16 protein-coding genes are annotated in these 18337 nt (G+C 48.7%); 2 read left to right on the top strand and 14 right to left on the bottom strand.

Annotated features, from left to right (window positions below; genetic code table 11):
- Positions 1-2: 2 nt before the first annotated feature.
- From A4V09_RS05535 to A4V09_RS05510, 6 genes are all read right to left on the bottom strand, one after another.
- Positions 3-773 carry an ATP-binding protein gene (locus A4V09_RS05535; protein WP_065541463.1) on the bottom strand — a complete coding sequence of 257 codons (771 nt, stop codon included), beginning with the start codon at positions 771-773 and terminating at the stop codon, positions 3-5.
- A gap of 37 nt (positions 774-810) precedes the next feature.
- A complete protein-coding gene (locus A4V09_RS05530) occupies positions 811-1728 on the bottom strand; it encodes a methylenetetrahydrofolate reductase (RefSeq protein WP_065541462.1) in 918 nt (305 codons plus the stop codon).
- A gap of 93 nt (positions 1729-1821) precedes the next feature.
- Positions 1822-2004 carry a CooT family nickel-binding protein gene (locus tag A4V09_RS05525; protein WP_065541461.1) on the bottom strand — a complete coding sequence of 61 codons (183 nt, stop codon included), beginning with the start codon at positions 2002-2004 and terminating at the stop codon, positions 1822-1824.
- Positions 2005-2007: 3 nt separating this feature from the next.
- The gene (locus tag A4V09_RS05520) at positions 2008-2349 is read right to left on the bottom strand and encodes a DUF8180 domain-containing protein (protein ID WP_065541460.1); all 342 of its coding nucleotides are present in this window, start codon (positions 2347-2349) and stop codon (positions 2008-2010) included.
- Between the two features lie 125 nt (positions 2350-2474).
- Positions 2475-5081, bottom strand: a complete 2607-nt coding sequence (locus A4V09_RS05515) for an AAA family ATPase (protein ID WP_065541459.1) — start codon at positions 5079-5081, stop codon at positions 2475-2477.
- Positions 5078-6223, bottom strand: coding sequence for an exonuclease SbcCD subunit D (locus A4V09_RS05510; RefSeq protein ID WP_065541458.1), 1146 nt, complete (start codon positions 6221-6223; stop codon positions 5078-5080). Before A4V09_RS05510 ends, A4V09_RS05515 begins: the two co-directional genes overlap by 4 nt.
- A 167-nt stretch (positions 6224-6390) precedes the next feature.
- Here A4V09_RS05510 and A4V09_RS05505 point away from each other — a divergent pair, with 167 nt between their 5' ends.
- On the top strand, positions 6391-7227 hold the full coding sequence (locus A4V09_RS05505) for an aldo/keto reductase (protein WP_065541457.1): 837 nt from the start codon (positions 6391-6393) through the stop codon (positions 7225-7227).
- 157 nt (positions 7228-7384) lie between these two features.
- On the opposite strand, the gene A4V09_RS05500 is transcribed toward A4V09_RS05505, so the two are convergent.
- The 7 genes from A4V09_RS05500 to A4V09_RS05470 form a co-directional block, all read right to left on the bottom strand.
- On the bottom strand, positions 7385-8611 hold the full coding sequence (locus A4V09_RS05500) for an ABC transporter permease (protein ID WP_065541456.1): 1227 nt from the start codon (positions 8609-8611) through the stop codon (positions 7385-7387).
- 3 nt (positions 8612-8614) lie between these two features.
- Positions 8615-10312 carry an efflux RND transporter periplasmic adaptor subunit gene (locus A4V09_RS05495; protein WP_065541455.1) on the bottom strand — a complete coding sequence of 566 codons (1698 nt, stop codon included), beginning with the start codon at positions 10310-10312 and terminating at the stop codon, positions 8615-8617.
- Positions 10296-11036: an ABC transporter ATP-binding protein gene (locus A4V09_RS05490; protein WP_369858121.1), complete on the bottom strand. Its 741-nt coding sequence runs from the start codon at positions 11034-11036 to the stop codon at positions 10296-10298. Before A4V09_RS05490 ends, A4V09_RS05495 begins: the two co-directional genes overlap by 17 nt.
- A 187-nt stretch (positions 11037-11223) precedes the next feature.
- Positions 11224-12234 carry an NAD(P)H-dependent glycerol-3-phosphate dehydrogenase gene (locus A4V09_RS05485; protein ID WP_065541454.1) on the bottom strand — a complete coding sequence of 337 codons (1011 nt, stop codon included), beginning with the start codon at positions 12232-12234 and terminating at the stop codon, positions 11224-11226.
- 23 nt (positions 12235-12257) lie between these two features.
- Positions 12258-12899 carry a glycerol-3-phosphate 1-O-acyltransferase PlsY gene (gene plsY / locus A4V09_RS05480; protein ID WP_065541453.1) on the bottom strand — a complete coding sequence of 214 codons (642 nt, stop codon included), beginning with the start codon at positions 12897-12899 and terminating at the stop codon, positions 12258-12260.
- An 8-nt stretch (positions 12900-12907) separates the two neighbouring features.
- Positions 12908-14233 (bottom strand): ribosome biogenesis GTPase Der, encoded by a 1326-nt coding sequence (gene der, locus A4V09_RS05475; RefSeq protein ID WP_065541452.1) that lies wholly within the window; start codon positions 14231-14233, stop codon positions 12908-12910.
- Positions 14196-15578 carry a DUF512 domain-containing protein gene (locus A4V09_RS05470; protein WP_065541451.1) on the bottom strand — a complete coding sequence of 461 codons (1383 nt, stop codon included), beginning with the start codon at positions 15576-15578 and terminating at the stop codon, positions 14196-14198. Before A4V09_RS05470 ends, der begins: the two co-directional genes overlap by 38 nt.
- A gap of 158 nt (positions 15579-15736) precedes the next feature.
- Between A4V09_RS05470 and A4V09_RS05465 the strand changes: the two genes are divergently transcribed.
- Positions 15737-16903, top strand: coding sequence for a ribose-phosphate pyrophosphokinase (locus A4V09_RS05465; protein WP_065541450.1), 1167 nt, complete (start codon positions 15737-15739; stop codon positions 16901-16903).
- A gap of 194 nt (positions 16904-17097) precedes the next feature.
- Here A4V09_RS05465 and A4V09_RS05460 read toward each other — a convergent pair whose 3' ends face one another.
- A complete protein-coding gene (locus tag A4V09_RS05460; RefSeq protein WP_065541449.1) occupies positions 17098-18327 on the bottom strand; it encodes a PcsB-like coiled-coil domain-containing protein in 1230 nt (409 codons plus the stop codon).
- Positions 18328-18337: the final 10 nt, after the last annotated feature.

Here is an 18337-nt window from a genome sequence, read left to right as displayed (position 1 = left end):
TTTTATAACTCCAGCTTGCTCACAATATCCCTGACCGCTGTTCTCACCGGTGAATCTTCCGGGAGCTTCACGATCGGAGTACCGTCGCAGTCGAAGTCATATACAGTTTCATCCTGCGGTACGATTCCCAAAAGGGTGAGGCCTTGTTTCTCAATCTCCTCTTTTGTGCCCGCATTGAGTACCCCGCCCGGTGCACGGTTTATGATCAAACCAACCTGCTTCGGGTGCATGTCACATTCTTTGATCAGTTCCGCGATCCTGCCCACTGCCTGTACACCTCTTCTGGAACAGTCGCTGACCAGAATCGCTGTCTGCATATTGGGAAGAACGCCTCTGCTGATATGCTCCATACCGGCTTCATTGTCCACGATGATATATGGATAATTCTTTTGCAGCTTTGCAAGCTGAGCCTGCAGAAGTCCATTTACGAAGCAGTAGCAGCCTTTCCCCTGGGTACGTCCCATGACAAGCAGGTCATAATCATCATTTTCAATCAATGCATCATCAAACTTGAACTCCATATAATCCGCTTTTGTCATTCCGGCCGGAATGGGATTTTCTTTTGACATCTCCGCACGGGCCACTTCCTCACGGATATCGCCCAGAGTTGCCTCAAGTTCCATACCGAGAACTTCATTTAAGTTTGAATTGGCATCTGCATCTACTGCAAGAATCGGACCCTTGCCTTTTTCAGCCAGATACTGGATGATAAGTCCTGTCAGGGTTGTCTTGCCTACGCCGCCTTTGCCGGCAATTGCAATTACATGTGCCATGAAAAGGGCACCTCCTAAAATATAATTTTAATACGTGTTAAACAAGTGTACGAAGACCGCATCTGTCAATGATTTCAGATACATCTTTCCATTTGTTCAGAGCATACAGATGGATACCATTAACGCCCAGTGCGCGGTATTCATCAATCTGACTGATGGTGTATTCGATACCAGCCTCTTTGAATGCTGCTTTCTTTTCATCAGCAGCGGCGTCAAACGGATCTTTGTCGAACGGGTTCGGGAAAATCCAGTTTTTGGATATGATCTCGCAAAGTTTACGCGGCATTACACAACCATTACGCGAAAGTGCCATATTGATCGTAGCAGCCTGATCCAGAATCGGCATGATGCCCACATCAACCGGCATTGTGATGCCTGCAGTGCGGATTGCATCCAGCCAGCGTTTGAACTGCTCCATATCCCAGCAAAGCTGAGTCATGATGTAGTCAGCACCGTTATCCTGTTTCTGTTTCAGGACAGCGATGTCAGATTCCAGGCTGCGGCAAGTGATATGTCCTTCCGGAGAACCTGCTACAGCGATCTCGATCTTATCGCCGAATTCTTTGCGGACATAAGCCACCAGATCTGTTGCGTAAGCGAAATCCCCACCGGTCCCTGTCCATCCAAACGGAAGGTCACCGCGGAGCGCCAGCATATGATCTACGCCGTTGTCCAGGTAATTCTGAAGCTGCTCTTTGATCCCCTCTGCGGTATTGCCGATACATGTAAAATGCGTTACCGGAATCGTCCCGGCATTCTGGATCATTTTGCACACATCCATGTTCTTACCCACATTGGTTCCGCCCGCACCATATGTACAGGAAATGTACTCCGGCCGGTACTTGCAAAGATGCTCGATGGTTCCCGGAAGATTTTCCATTCCTTTGTCTGTCTTCGGCGGGAACAGCTCAAAAGAAACGAGCATTTTGTTCCTCATTGCCTCAGATAATTTCATAGTTACTACCTCCGCTTTGTTAATTTATTTTTAAGGCCGAAGCCTTAAAACCGTTGTTGATCCAGCAGAAAGTCCTCCAACTTTTCCGCTGCTTTACTGGCAGTCCAGCTTAACAAGACTGTTTCCAAGGTCTACCATCAATATTTTGCCAATAATGGTCCTCTCCTCGCCCATGATGTCCCGTATGATAAGCTTTTCGCCATCCACGTCGATTCTGCTTACATTTCTGCAGATGACTGTGTTGTCATCGCTTCTCTGTACCGTTGCAAGACACATAGCTTACGCCTCCTTCAAATGTTCTTTTACCAGTGTCAGGGCCAGGCCCAGGCGCATATTTCCTTTCTGGAAATCAGCAACGCCTTCTTTAATGGTCTTGGCTGCATCTTCCATTCCAAGCTTTGACAGATTCTCTGCCATCTGGTCAAGCTCCTGTGCGTGATGCTCATTGTGGGAAAGCATATAGTTCAAAAGTGCTGCCACTTCCTCCGTACAATTCCCGCCACATTCGCCCTCTGAACAACTGCTGCAGCCGTGGCTGTGTTCATGGCTGTGACCATGGTCATGCTCATGGTCATGTCCGTGAGGAACCATGTTGCCATTTTCGTCGTTGATTAAATGCATTTTTCCATCCTTTCCCTACTGCTTTTACCCCGTTTGGGCGCAGTAAATGACAATAATTTATCAATAAATTCATTATACATGCTTTCCGGTTTTTTATCAAGTTATTCTTATGTTTTTTTAGAGGTTCAAGAGGTAAAAAACACGGAGCTTCCACCTCTGTTTTTTTCCACTTCGATCCTGCATTCTATACGCTCCTTAAGCTCAGGAACATGGGAAATGATGCCCACCAGGCAGTCTTCCCTGGAAAGGGCCGACAAAGTCTCCACGGCAGACTCCAGGGACTGCTCATCCAGGCTGCCGAACCCCTCGTCGATAAATACGGTCTCCACCCGGATCCCACCTGCAAACTGGCCGATGACCCCGGAGACTCCGAGGGCCAGGCTCAAAGCTGCCTGAAAGCTCTCCCCTCCCGAAAGGGAACGGATGCCCCTGACCTTTCCGGTGTGGTAATCATAGACATCCAGATCCAGGCCAGACCTGGACTGAAGGTTTTCTTTTTCCTCCCGCACAAGCAGCTCATACCTGCCGGAGGACATACGCTCCAGCCGCCTGTTGGCTTCAAGGGCGATCATACGGAAATAGGCAGACTGTACATAACGCTCCAGGGAGATCTTAGGCTTACCCTTCAGCGTGCCGCACGCCGTATCCGAAAGACTCTGAAGCGACAGCCGGCGGTTTTTCGTCCTGCTGCTCTCCTCAAACAATACCTCCAGCTGCCTGCGCACTTCTTTTGTCCTGTCAAGAGCGCTGTACTCCTCCCGAAGCTGCATCCGCACAGTCCTCAGCTGCTGCTCTGCCCTCTGGATCTGCTCCCGCACGTCCTCCTCCGGGCACAGCTTCCTGCCACGCAGAGAAGGAGCCAGGCTTCTGATCCTGATCTGAAGTTCTCTCACATGGTCTTCATAAGCCTGCGTCTCTTTTTCCATACGGGCCATCTCTTCACTGTCCAGACATGCCTCCATAGCTTTTGCCCTGCTTTTGAATTTCTGCTGTTTCACTTCCAGAAGCAGCTTCCCTTCCGCCGCTTTTTGATCCTTTGCAATCTCTGTCACCCGTTTTTCACAAATCTGGATCTCTCTCCCGGCTGCTGCCCGGCGCTGCGCATTCTCCTCCAGGTTTTTTCTGATCGTCTCCACACAGAGAACTCCCGGAGTGCTTTTTGCCTTCTTCTTCTCCAGACGCCCGCCGGCCTCTTTGATCAGGGAAGCTGTTTTTTTACGCATAGCGGCTCCGCTTTTTTTGCCGGAAAGAGCCGCCTCCCTGCGCAGGTGTTCCATTCTGGTCTGCCATTCCTTTCCGTTCTCTGCCAGGGCTGTAAGGGTTTTCTGCAGTTTTGCGGAAGTTTTTTCCTTTTGATCCTCCATTTCCTTCAGTACGGCTTCACTCAACTCCTTTTTCCCGCAGGCAGCTTTTACCGGATGTACTGTGGAGCCGCAGACCGGGCATGGCTTTCCTTCCTCCAGTTTCCTGGCCAGCAGGCCGGCCTGGCTTCTGAAGAATTCTTCCCTGTAACTCTCATAGGCGATTCCCTGTTCTTTCTGTACCGTGATCTGGTTTTCCGCAGACTCAAGCAGCTTTTCCTTCTGCGTTTCCAGTTCCAGGAGTACCTCTGCCTCCCGCTGCCATTTTTCATAAACCAGAAGGCGTTCTGTCAATTCCTGTATCTCTGCCCCAAGCTTTTCTTCCCTTTTGGCTGCTGCCATTTGGACAAGCAGAGCTTTCTTCTCCTGTTCCAGTTCTCTGATCTCTTTTTTTATCTCTCCTGCATGGGCTTCTTCGTCAGCAAGCAAATTCTTTTTCTCTGTGCAGTCATCTGCCAGGGGCTTTATATAAATATTTGCCCTTTTTCCCTCCGAGATCCGCTTCTCCAGCTCCCTGACCTCACCGGCGCGCAGTTTTGTCCCCTCCAGTTCCTTCCTGAGGGCATACAGTGTTTTGAGTTCCCCGTTGTTCTTTTGGATACGCTCCAGATTTTTAAGCGCCCTGTCCTTTTCCTTCTCCAGGCGCTGTTCTTCTTTTCTGCCGCTTTTCTCCCTTTCCCGTGACTGGTGGATGCGGCTGTCCAGGATCTCAAAAATCTCCTCTCTGTCCCTGTCGGCCAGAGGACAGTCAGGATGCAGCGCATCCCAGGATTCCAGAACCTGCCTGCGGCGCTCCTCCCTTAGCTTCTCCTCCTCCCGCTCCTTGATACTCATGTTTTTCAGCCGGTCGGAAATCAGCTTATAGAATTCCGTGTCGAAAACTTTCCTGAAAATTTCGCTCCGCATGTCGCTTTTTGCCAGAAGAAGATTCATAAATTCCCCCTGGGCGATCATGGAAACCTGTTTGAACTGACGGTAGTCAAGCCCCAGAATATCCTGCAGCTTCTGGTTCACTGCCTTCCTTCCTGTCAGCGCACTTTTGTCCGGACACTCCAAAAGTGCTTCATGTTTCCTGTTTAAGTTAAACGTCCTGGTAACCTGATACACTTCTCCTTTGTGGGTAAAAAGCAGACGCACCTTGCTCATAGCTTTTTTCTCCACATAGTCACTGTGAAGATTTTCCGGCTTCCTGACTTCCGTGCTGGCGGCATCATACAGGGCAAAAGTAATGCCGTCAAAAATGGTGGTCTTGCCTGCTCCTGTGTCTCCGCAGACCAAAAACAAACCCGCCTTTTCACACTTTTCAAAAAAGATGAGTGTATTGTCTGCATAAGGCCCAAAAGCCTCCATCTCCAGTTCTACCGGTCTCATGATCCCACCTCTTCCATGCTTTCTATGATGTCTTGAAGCAGTTCCTGTTCCGCATCTGACATGGGAATCCCATTTTGTTTCTCATAAAACTCCCCAAACAAATCCCGAGGCGTTTTTTTCAGACACGTAAGCTTGGCGCTGCCCGAAATGCCCCCTGACCTGCTCCGGCGGTTTTCGACGGCAAATTCCAGCATACCGGGAAATATTTTTCTAAGCCGCTCCATGGGATGCTCCAGAATTTCCTCATCGGTCACCACAACCGACAGGTAATATCCCTCTCTGTATTTTTCATATTTATCTGAAACCAGCGCTTCCATGGTGTCTTTTAAGACCGCCATCCCTGTTTTAGGTTTAAGGGGAAGTTTCCTCACAGACAGCGTTCCTTTGTCCCCTAGCTCTGCCACAGTCACGGATTTTGTCTGTTTCCATTCAGAAAAAGAATATTTCAGGGGAGAACCTGCATACCGTATCTTTACATCCCCGATTTTCTGGGGTCTGTGGATATGTCCAAGCGCCACATAGTCAAACGCTTCAAAAACCGAAGCATCCACCTGGTCCATGCCTCCCAGAGAATGCTGTTCTGAATCCGATATCTCCGGCCTCTCCCCGCCGGCTGTCACAAACTGATGTGCCAGCAGCACATTCCGCTCTTCCTTGTGAAGCTTCGCACCCGGCAGTGCGGTTTTCACGGCCTCCTCATAAGTTTCCGGAATTTCTTCCGCAAAAGGGCGCAGCATGCCGGGCCGCAAAAATGGCAGCATCCACACATGCAGCGGACCGAATTGGTCTGTCAGCATGATGTGCTCTGCGCGGCCTTTAAAAGTACCCGCAATATGGATCCCCTCTTTTTTCAAAATCCCGCTGGCAAACTGAAGCCTCTGGGCTCCGTCATGGTTGCCGCTGATCAAAAATACCTGTATTCCACGGACGGACATTTCTTCCAGGAACCAGTCCAACAGGCCCACCGCCTCCTGGGAGGGAATAGACTTATCATAAATATCACCGCAGAGAAGAACGGCCCCGGGTTTCTCCTCATCCGCCATCCTTAGCACCTGGCTGAGTAAATCTTGCTGTTCTTTCCACAGCGGCTCTCCTAAAAGCTTTCTCCCCAGATGCAGGTCCGCCATATGAAAAAATTTCATTCTATATCCTCCATTGCCATATTTTGTCATTTCGTTGGATTTTAGCTTGCACTTCTTATAATAGTAGCATGGATTTATTAAAAAGTTAATAAATTCGGAGTAAATATTTCACATTTCTATGGTAAACTGTCTAAGTGTTTAAGGTTATAGTTAAAGGAGGGGCTGTTATGTCTTTCAATGAAAAAGTCATTCTGAACGATGGCCGCCAGATGCCGCTGCTGGGTTTAGGCGTCTACAAAGCCGTCGGCGAGAACGAAGTGGAACAGGCGATCGCAGATGCTGCAGATGCCGGCTATCGACTCATTGACACTGCTTCTGTTTATAAAAACGAAGACGGTGTGGGACGCGGGATCAAGGCACTTACCATACCAAGAGAGGAATTATTCGTAACAACGAAAATATGGAACACGGCACAGAGAATCGGCGATGTGGAGGATACCTTCAACAGAAGCCTGGAGCGCCTGGGACTGGATTATGTGGATTTATATCTGATCCACTGGCCGGTACCCGGATGTTACACAGACACCTGGAAGGCTCTGGAAAAACTACAGGCCCAGGGGCGGGTAAAATCCATCGGCGTATCAAATTTTCACGTTCACGACCTGGAAATGTTAAAAAATGTATCTGATGTGATACCTGCTGTCAATCAGGTGGAATTCCATCCCTTGTTCAACCAGCCGGAACTTCTGTCTTACTGCAGAGACAACAAAATTGCGGTACAGGCTTATGCTCCCCTTGCACGGGGCGCATATCTACACAGCCAGCTGCTTCTGGCGATTGGGAGAAAATACCAGAAGACCACCGCCCAAATCGGCCTTCGCTGGGCCATACAGCAGGGAATCTCTGTGATTCCCAAATCCGTGCACAAAGAACGTATCCTGGAAAATGCAGCAATCTTCGATTTTTCCCTGACGCAGGAAGAGATGGAGGCCATTACTGCTATGGACGCACACCAGCGCACTGCCAGTATCCCCGAGGATATGATTCCGTACTATAAGGACTGACTCTTTGGATCAGTCATACATATTGGGCATTCTCCCCAAACAATAAAAAGTATCGCAGGAGTATTTTGATATGATATGCCCCTTGTCAAGTAGACAAGGGGCATATCATTTCTTGCTCAGTGCGGTACTTTTTATTCCTAATCGCTTTGTTCTTTTCTTAATTTCTCCTGAGCGCTTCAATAGGGCTGAGTCTGGCAGCTTTTCTGGCCGGATATACACCGAACAGAATGCCGATTCCCGAAGAAAACAGGGTCGCAATAAGAATTGTGGACGCCTTGATCCCAGGTGCAAACCCCAGGGTAGGTATGGAGCAGACAGCATACGCCAGCAGCACACCGATAATGATTCCAATCACACCGCCAATACAGGCGATAATGGCGGATTCAGCAAGAAACTGCACCATGACAGAGGAGGTTCTGGCTCCCAGGGATTTTCTGATACCAATCTCTCTTGTTCTCTCTGTGACGGACACCAGCATAATATTCATGACACCGATGCCGCCTACCAGCAGGGATATTCCGGCTACCAGGGCAATGAATCCCGTGATCATATTCAGCATGGAGTTGATCTGCTGCATCTGGTCATTGAAGTCTTCCATATCAAAATATGTCTTTCCCTGGCTGTAGTGGCGCTGATTTAATAGCGCAATGGCTTTATTCGCCACATCACCAGTGTCTGCGCTGCCGTCTGTAGTAATATACAGATAACTGGTCTCCGAAGTATCATAGCCGAAGTTCTCCATTGCCGTGTAGGGAATATCTGCAGATATCCTCTTGACATCTCCATAAGCCATGGATACCATATTGCCCATATTCTCCTGCTCTACAATGCCAATAATGGTAAAGTCCGAAGTATTTTGATAGAGACTGAATTCCAGGCTCATTCCCAGAACATCATCTGTGCCAAAAAGGGAAATGGCATCTTTTTTGCTGATCACACAGACTTTATTCCCTGTATCAATATCACTCTGGTTAAAGTATCGTCCGCTCAGCACTTTCCATTTGGAAATTTCCTGCTGTGCGGTACCTCCTCCGGTGACAGACAGATCAAACTGGCCTTTTGAGGACTGGGTAGTCCCTGTATCGGAAAATATGGGTGAAGTTCCGGTAACTCCCGGGATTTCCTGCTCAATAGCCGCAAAATCCTCCGCATTCATGTATTCTTCCCGTTTGATTCCCTCTTCATTGGAATAAATACAAATCTGCCCTCCTGCAATGGAATTCAGCTGCCGGTTCATCTCCCCCTGGAACCCGGAACCGACAGACATAATGGTAATCACAGAGGAAATACCTATAATAATACCCAGCATGGTGAGAAGGGAGCGGCCTTTATTTGCCCTGATATTCTGCAGGGCCATTTTCAAGTATTCTGCTAACTGTGCCATAGGCTACTCCTTTACCGCATCTGCAGTCTGCGCACCGGATGTGCTGCCCGCAGCCGCCTCTTCCACTTTCATGCCCTCCGCTAATCCGTCCGGAAGCTCAGCGATCACGGAATCACCCAGCTTCAGGCCGCTTTTGATCTCTGTGTACTCGGAGGATGAGATTCCGGTCTCAACATCCTGTCTGGCGATCACGCCATCCTTTACTACATAACAGAAGGTACTGTCTTTTCCTGTATTCACAGCGTTGACAGGAACGCTTACAACGCCTTTTGCACTGCCTGTCTCAATGGAAACCTTTGCCTCCACACCCAGGAATATGTTGTCATCCGGGTTATCAATCTTAACTTCTGCCCAGATAACCGGTGCGCCTTTTTCGTTGGTGGTTGCCATTTTACTGATGCGTGAGACAGTTCCCTTGTATGTATGGTCCGCTATGGTGATAGATGCCTTCTGGCCTTCTTTCAGCTTGTCATAATCATATTTTGACACGGTCACGTTCACTGCCACCTCTTCGTTGCTGGCAATAGTGATCAGCTCCATGCCCTGTGAGGCTGCAGAACCCTGTGAGGCGTCGGCCTTGGATACAATACCGGAAAACTCTGCCTGCAGGCCCTGTTTTCCTTTTTCCAAAAGTTCTTCCAGGGACGCCGCTTCCAGCTCAGCAATGTTGTTGGTAGCCTGCATCTGGGCTTTGGCTGCCTCTGTAACCTTCGCTCCATCCGCACTGTTAGCCAGGCTTTTCTGCTCCGCAAGCTCTGACTGCATCTCCGAAAGTTCTGTGGCAGCACTCTCCAGTTCATTCTGCCACTCCACGATCTGTGCGTCGCTTGTGGGATCTTGGGCAGACTGGTTCTCAATCTGGTTGATCTGGAGCTGAGTCACCTCATCACTCTTATCATTCATCTGTGAGTTCAGGTCATCAATGGCCGGATCCATATTTTCCGCCTGAGCATTTAAATCCTTCCATTGTCTTTCCAGATCAGCAGTATCCTGATTATTTTTCTTTGCCTCTGCAATCGCCGCCTTCAGTTCCTCGGCCTGGGCATTTAACTGCTGCTGTTCCGCTTTCTGACCTTCAAGCTCCTGCTGCAGCTTTGTCAAATCCGCCTGAGCCTGGGTCAGGGCAACGCTGGCATCTGTGGTTTCCTGTTTTGCCCAGTCGGTCAGCTCTCTTGTCCTGTCCGCTATGGCAGTCTTCAAAGACGCCACGTATTCCTGATAGCTGTCCACATTGGCCTGGAGTGTGGGGACTTTTCCGGCAGCTTCATTGGCTTTCTGCTGTGTCTCCGCCGCTTTTGCCACACTGTCCTTTGAACCGTTGACCGTGGCACTCACATTTAACTGTGCCTTCTGGTTATCCTGCTCCAGTGTGGATACATCAAACGCAACCAGGGAGTCTCCCGGCTTCACCACTTCCCCCACTTTCAGAGGATACTGGGATATGGTGGCATTGACCGGAGAAAAATAGGTCTTTGTCTTAAGACTTTCCACCGTTCCGCTGGTATCCACATTTGCTGTCAGGTCCTCTTTTGTCACAGCGCTTACCGGTACCTGGGGCAGTGCCTTGGGTGTCAGTTTGGACGCTGCAAAGCTGACAACAATGATCGCCACCACAACGCCGCCGATGATCAGCGGCACTTTTATCTTTTTCTTTCCTGCTTTCACAGTGTCGGGAAGATTTTCCTTATTCTTTCTCAACATGATGTGCTCCTTCCTCATAATGCTCATTTAATCTGTCTGACTCAATTTTTCCATCCATAATACGGATGATACGGCGTGCCTGTGCGGCAATGCCGTCATCGTGGGTGATCAGGATCACTGTTCTGCCCTCATTGTGCAGCTCTTTTAAAATCTGCAGGATTTCCTTGCTGGATGCAGAATCCAGATTACCCGTGGGCTCATCTGCCAGAATCACCGGCGGCCTGGCCGCTATGGCCCTTGCTATGGCAACTCTCTGCTGCTGTCCACCGGACATCTCAGAAGGCTTGTGGTCCATACGGTTCTCCAACCCTACCATTTTAAGGGCCTCCTGGGAAAGCTGTCTTCTCTTCTGTCTGCCAAGACCTCTGTAAATAAGAGGAAGCTCAACATTCTCCAGCGCATTCAGATTGGCGATCAGATTAAACCCCTGAAAGATAAATCCAATCTCCCTGTTGCGGATTTCTGACAGCTGGTTATCTCTCAGGTGAGAGACATCCTGTCCGTGAAGGCAGTAAGACCCTTGTGAGGGCACATCCAGGCAGCCCAGCATATTCATGAGTGTGGATTTGCCCGAACCGGACTGCCCGATGATCGCCACAAATTCCCCCTCATCAATCTGCAGGTCCACATGATCCAGCGCACGCACTTCATTTTCACCCGGATTGTATATTTTGCAGATTCCGGAGAGCTGTATCAGATTCTGCACTGTTTCTTCTCTTTTCATTTCTGTATTGTTTTCCATACACACATCCTCCCCTGCATCTTCCAAATGCAGTGCAATTTTCGATTGTACTACATCATTAGTACAACCATACATCACAAATCTTAAATTGTCAATTTGGAAATCCGAAAACTTTTCTTAACGTTCTCTAAAGAATTCTTTAGAAAGGAAATGAGGGCATACTGCGCCCTCATTTCCAACTGCCGTCCCAGGATTCAATTTTCTTGTCTCTCACCATCAGGTCAGATACTGCTTCCGCCGGAGTCCTGCCTTCGAAAAGCACCCGGTTCACTTGTTCTATGATAGGCATTTCCACTTTGTATTTCTCTGCAAGCTCCCTTCCCGCCTTTGCGGAGAAGACACCTTCCACCACCATATTCACCTCATCCATTGCTTCCTCCATGGAACGCCCCTGCCCCATGAGAAATCCGGCCTTGCGGTTCCGGCTGTGAACACTGGCGCAGGTAACGATCAGATCGCCGATCCCGGAAAGTCCGTAAAAGGTATCCGGGCGCGCTCCCATGGCAATTCCCAGTCTTGCGATCTCTGCCATTCCTCGGGTGATCAGCGCTGCTTTTGTATTATCCCCGTATCCCAGACCATCCGCGGTTCCCGCAGCCAGAGCAATGACATTTTTCAGAGCTCCCCCCAATTCAATACCCAGCATATCCGGGCTGATATACACGCGGAACGCAGGGCTCATAAAAATATTCTGCAGATATTCCGCAGTCTCTTTCCGCTTTGCCCCCACCACGCAGGTTGTGGGCAGATTCCTGCTCACCTCCTCCGCGTGGCTTGGTCCTGAGAGAACACATGCCTGTGAATTGGGGATTTCCTCCTCTATCATATCCGTAAGGGTGGTGAGGGTATGCTCCTCAATCCCCTTTGCTACATTCACAATAAGCTGTCCGTAGCGGATAAAAGGGTTCATCTTTCTTGCGGTAGCCCGGACTGCCACGGAGGGCACGGCCAGGACGATCACATCTTTCCCCTCCAGCGCCTCTTTGAGACTGCTGGTTATACAAATCTCCTCCGGCAGCCTGACACCGGGCAGCTTTGTCTTATGCTCCCTTGTCCTTCGCAGTTCCTCTGCCTGTTCCTCCCTGTGAGACCACAAAACCGTGTCATGTCCGTTGCCGCAAAGCAGCATGGACAGGGCGGTTCCCCAGCTTCCTGCTCCAATCACACTTACTTTTGCCATGCTATCCTCCATAAAATAATCACTTAATGTTTCCCCAGAAAAATCTTATTCTCATTACCGCGGATCAGACGTACAATGTTCTGTCTGTGCCGCCAGAAAGCCAGCGCCATCAAAAGCAGTGCCAGTATGTACATCTCGTGGAGCACTCCCGGGTCCACATCATACCTGCCTATCTGTCCTGATACGATCACCCCCACAGCGAAAAAGAAATATGCCAGCAGAGACCCCAGAGACACATAGTGGCTCAGGAAAAATGCCGTAAAAAACACAACCGCACAGATCAGAAACAACCGCCAGTCAAAAGCCGCCACCAGCCCGACAGAAGCTGCAATCCCCTTCCCACCCTTAAAGCGCAGATAGAAGGGAAAGTTATGTCCCAGTATACATCCTGCGCCGGCATACAGCTCCAGCAGCCGAACCAATTGGGGGTGGCTGCTGCCGAAAAGCAGATAGACCGCCAGGATCGCCAGGGCACATTTCAGACAGTCCCCCAAAAGAGTAACAGCTCCTGCCTTCTTGCCCAGGGTGCGGAGCGCATTCGTTGTCCCCGCATTCCCGCTTCCGTGTTCCCGGATATCAATTCCGTTTTTTCTTCCGTAAATATAAGAGGTCTGGAACAGACCAAACGCATAACCAATCAGCAGACTCACAATTCGTACCAGCATTTGTCATCCTACTCCTTTTCTTTGCGTTCCCTTATGATGAATTTCAGGGATGTTCCCTTAAATCCAAAGGTATCTCTGATTTTATTCTCCAGGTATCTGGTGTAGGAGAAATGCATCAGCTCTTTGTCATTGACAAAAATAACGAAGGTAGGAGGCTTGACCGCCACCTGTGTAATATAAAACAATTTCAGGCGTTTTCCCTTGTCAGAGGGTGGCTGCTGCATAGCCACAGCTTCTGTCATGATTTCATTGAGCACACCTGTCTGGACTCTCAGTGTCTGATTTTCAAGCACCATATCAATGGTCTCAAACAACTTGGGGATTCTCTGTCCTGTCTCAGCGGATATGAAAATGATCTCCGCATAGGGCATGTAGGACAACACTTCCCTTACTTTATCTGTGAACTTGTAAATCGTTTTATCGTTTTTCTCGATGGCATCCCACTTATTCACGGCAATGATGACTCCCTTGCCCCTCTCGTGGGCAATGCCCGCGATCTTGGCGTCCTGCTCAGTCACGCCCTCTGTGGCATCAATCATCATAACAACCACATCCGCCCGCTCCACAGCCGTCACGGTACGGATAATACTGTACCGTTCCAGCTCCTCTTTAATTTTGCTCTTTCTTCTCAGTCCTGCCGTGTCAATGAAAATGTATTCTCTGTCCTTCCATTCCACCCTGGTATCAATGGCATCCCTTGTGGTTCCCGCAATGTCGGATACAATGACACGGGATTCTCCGATCATCTTGTTGATCAGAGAGGATTTTCCTACATTTGGTTTTCCCACCACCGCGATTTTGGGAATCTCTTCCTCATCGCCGTCCACTGCATCCTCATCAAAATACTCCACCACTTTTTCCAGCATATCACCAATGCCCAGCTTTCCTGTAGAGGAGATAGGCACCGGCTCTCCGATACCCAGATTGTAAAATTCGTAGGTATCCATAATAAATTTGTCAAAGTTGTCCACTTTATTTACCACCAAAACCACGGGTTTGCCGCTTCTTCTGAGCATATCTGCCACCTTGGCATCCGAATCCACCAGCCCTTGGCGCACATCGGTGATAAAAATGATCACATCCGCGGTATCAATGGCGATCTGTGCCTGCTCCCGCATCTGTGAAAGGATAATGTCCTTGCTGTCCGGTTCGATACCGCCGGTATCTATCAGGGTAAAGGATTTATCCAGCCAGTTCACATCCGCATATATACGGTCCCTGGTCACGCCCGGCGTATCCTTTACAATGGAGATCTTCTCTCCTGCCAGGGCGTTAAAAAGTGTGGATTTTCCCACATTAGGTCGTCCAACAATTGCTACGATCGGTTTGCTCATACATCTGTCTCCTTCTATGTGCTCTTCCCGCCTCTTTTTCCAGAAGTGCCGACACCAGAGAGGCGCCGTCCTCTTCCACTATTTTAACGGGAGTATTTAACTGTTTTTCCACCTGCTCTACGGTCACATCATCGAGAAACACATTCTCACCGCTTCTGAGCAGATTGCAGGGCAGCAGCAGGTATTCCCCGAGAGGCCTGCCCTGAAGCTGTTCCATGATATCCTGTCCGGTCAAAAGCCCTGACACCGTGATCTTCTCCCCAAAGAAACGGTTCTCCACACAGTAGCCATGGATCTTAACATGGGGATAGCACTTTTCCACCTGGTCCGCGTATCTGCGGATAAAGGGATATGCCAGTTGACCGGTTGCAAAAGATACCTCCAGCTTTCTTTCGTCCCCGGAAAGATTTTTCATGGCCTCCTGCACTTCACTCTCCAGCAGCCGCAGCATTCCCACACCATTATCAAGCTGCAGGTAGCCGTCATAATTTTCTTCAGGGGGCAGTTCTCTTTCGGCAGTCAGATACCACTCATCACTTGCGTGTATAAAATGTAAGCCATATTCTTCATATAACCGTTTCTGCCATGTTTCAATCAGGGAAATGACATTTTGTGCCTCTTCTTTACCAAATGGCTCCAAAGGATACAGGCCATCCCTGTATTTGCTTAATCCTACCGGCACCACAGAGACGCTTTTCAAATGAGGCAGATAGCCTGCCAGCTCCTCAATGCTTCTCTCTAGCTCTTTGCCGTCATTCAGACCTTTACACAGTACGATCTGCCCGTTCATCTCAATTCCAGCCTCATACAGCCTCTGTACCTTTGGGAAAATATCCCCGGCAAAACGGTTGTGGAGCATTTGGCAGCGAAGCTCTGGATTGGTTGTATGGAAAGAAATATTAATGGGTCCCAGATGATAATGGATAATCCTGTCAATATCATGGTCACTCATATTTGTGAGCGTTACATAGTTTCCCTGTAGAAATGACAAACGGGTATCATCATCTTTAAAATAGAGGGTTTCCCTCATACCCGGAGGCATTTGGTCAATAAAACAGAAGACGCATTTATTGCTGCAGGAACGGTAGTCATCCATGAGACTGCTCTCAAATACGATCCCCAGGTCCTCCTCGTACTCCTTTTCCACCTCCAGCTCCCATTCCTCGCCGTCAGCTTTCCGCACAAGAACCTCTATATACTCATCATTCACCAGGTAGTGATAGTCAAAGACATCCTCAATCTCCTGTCCGTTGATCGACAGAAGTTCATCCCCACAAGCCAGTTCCAGCTCCTCGGCAATGCTTCCGGCTTCCACTTCCCGGATGATATGTCTGCATTTTTTCACAATTTCTCCTCATTTCTAAACGGATCATTTTATGCCCGCTATTTATTATCATACCAATAAAGCATAAAAAAAGCAATAATTTCCTTGACGCTGCTCACTTTCGGATGTTATAACTTAATGTGTAATTATATGTCAAAAAAACTCTAACGGAGGTCATTATGGTCAATATCAGTTTACTGGAGAAGTCCATTCCGGTGGCTCCTATTAAAATAGCAGCCCTGGACAGCTGTGGCAGGCTGGCCCAGCAGGTGGATTCCCATCTGGTACAATTCAGAAAGGAATTAGATTCTCACAATCAGTCCGGACTTAATTTCCGCGGTTATACAGCAGATACTTTTTTACTTGACTGCAAGTGTCCGCGCTTTGGCTCAGGTGAAGCGAAGGGCATCATCAATGAATCCGTGCGCGGCACGGACCTCTTTATTATGGTGGATGTGTGCAATCACAGCCTGACTTATAAAGTCAGCGGGCATGTGAACCACATGTCCCCGGATGACCACTACCAGGATTTAAAGCGTATTATCGCCACTGCTACAGGGAAAGCGCACAGGATCAACGTTATCATGCCATTCCTCTACGAAAGCCGTCAGCACAAGAGAAGCAAGAGGGAATCCCTGGACTGTGCTCTGGCTCTGCAGGAACTGGTACAGATGGGTGTATCCAATATCATCACCTTTGACGCCCACGATCCCCGGGTACAGAACTCGATTCCCCTCTCCGGATTTGATAACTTTATGCCCACCTATCAATTCCTGAAGACACTGTGTGCTTCCATTGACGACTTTAAGATCGACAACGAGCACCTGATGATCATCAGCCCGGATGAGGGCGCCATGCAGCGCGCGGTGTACTTCTCCAATATTCTGGGTGTGGATATGGGTATGTTCTACAAACGCCGGGACTACTCTACCGTTATTAACGGCAGGAACCCCATCGTGGCCCATGAATTTTTAGGTGATTCCGTGGAAGGAAAAGACGTGATCGTCATTGATGACATGATCTCCTCGGGGGAAAGCATGCTGGATGTGGCGAAACAGTTAAAGGACAGGAAAGCAAGGCGCGTCATTGTCTGCACCACCTTCGGACTTTTCACCGACGGTCTGGAAAAATTTGATGACTACTTTGAAAAAGAGTATATTTACCGTGTCATCACCACCAACCTGAATTACAGGAATCCGGATCTGCTGAACCGTCCTTACTATCTGGAAGCTGATATGAGTAAATATCTGGCAAGCATTATGGACATTCTGAACCATGACCTGTCCGTAGAAAAGGTTCGCTCTACAACAAAGAAGATCAATAAGCTGCTGAACCGTTTTTCCTAAACATAAAATAATAGAAACCAATCTCCGAAAGTTTGGTATTCTGCCCAAAAAGCACAAAACTCAAAGCTGTACAATGCCCGTCAAACGGTTTTGTACAGCTTTTTTAACCTTTTCCAGGGAACTTAGGGAACTTTTCTCCTGCAATAAAAAATCTCCGTACAAAGCGATTTTAAACGCCTGTACGGAGATTTTAATTAATTCAACTGGTATACTTCCGCATATCCCACACCAAAGGAAAGTGCCTGGTCATGTGTATCATGGTAGATATCCACATTGCCGTAAGGTACACCTCTGTCTTCCACAACATAGACGCCTCCGTTGATCAGAAGCTTTGTTCCAAATGGAATACCGTTCATAGCCACGGTCCTTCCCGCCTGGGGAACCGTACCGCTGGCTGTGTATCCCTGTCCGTGGCAGAGAGCACAGTTACAATAACCTGTCAGTCTGAATCTGCCCAGGTATTTTCCCTGGGAATCGTCTGAGGATGTATCTTCCTGCTCTGTGCTTTCCTGTGAAGCTTCCGTATTGGAAGGAATCTCTTCCTGTACGTCGTCATAATCCCGGGAGGATCCCTCTGAGGCATTCTGCTGTGCAGCCTGCTGTTCTGCGGCTTCCTGCTCTGCCTTTCTTGCTGCTTCCTCCTGGGCTTTCTGCGCTGCAAGCGCTGCTGCCGCTTCCTCATCCTTCTGCTGTTTCATCAGGCTGTCTATCACGGCTTCCTGGGAATTTACTTTCTCCAGCAGCTCTTTTGCTGCGCTCTGCTCACTGTCAATCTGTGAGCTGTATGTATCAATCTGCTTGGATGTATTTCTGACCAGGTCGGATACCTCCGCCTGCTTGTCCATACTTTCCTGCTTCAGTTCTTCAAGCGCTTCCTGCTCTTTTTTCGCACCGGCTTCTTTATTTTCAATTTCCTGCTGTGTCTCCTTGTAGAGGTTCAGCATCTTCCGGTCGTACTTTGTGAGCTGCATAATGTTCTCTGCCTTGTTCAGGAAGTCTGTAAAGTCCTTTGCTTCTGTCAGCATAGTCATGTAGGAATCATTGCCATTCTCATACATGTACTGAATACGAAGCTTCATGCTCTCATACTGCTCTTCCCTGCGGGCTTTCGCATCATTCAGTTCCTCTTCGATCTGTTGTAACTCTGCCTGCTTAGCATCTGACTTTTCCTGTAGATCTGAGAGGTTCTTACTCAGGTCCGTAAGCTGCCGGTTCAACTCCGTAAGGTATCCCTCCAGATCACCTTTTTTGGCTTCCAGAGAGCTGATCTTATCCTGTGAGGCGTTCAAATTACTTTGTGTCTCAGTTTTCTGCTGTTCCGCTTCTGTAATCTTTTTCTGGGTTGCAGACGCGTATACCGGAGTTATGGTAAGACTCGCAATCAGGAATGTCAAAAATAAGCTTGTACATTTTTTATTTCTCATATTCTAAGCT

This window comes from Blautia pseudococcoides, from assembly GCF_001689125.2.
Taxonomy (GTDB): Bacteria; Bacillota; Clostridia; order Lachnospirales; family Lachnospiraceae; genus Blautia; species Blautia pseudococcoides.
Note: the sequence above shows the minus strand (reverse complement) of the source record. Positions and strands in the feature narration are given on the sequence as shown.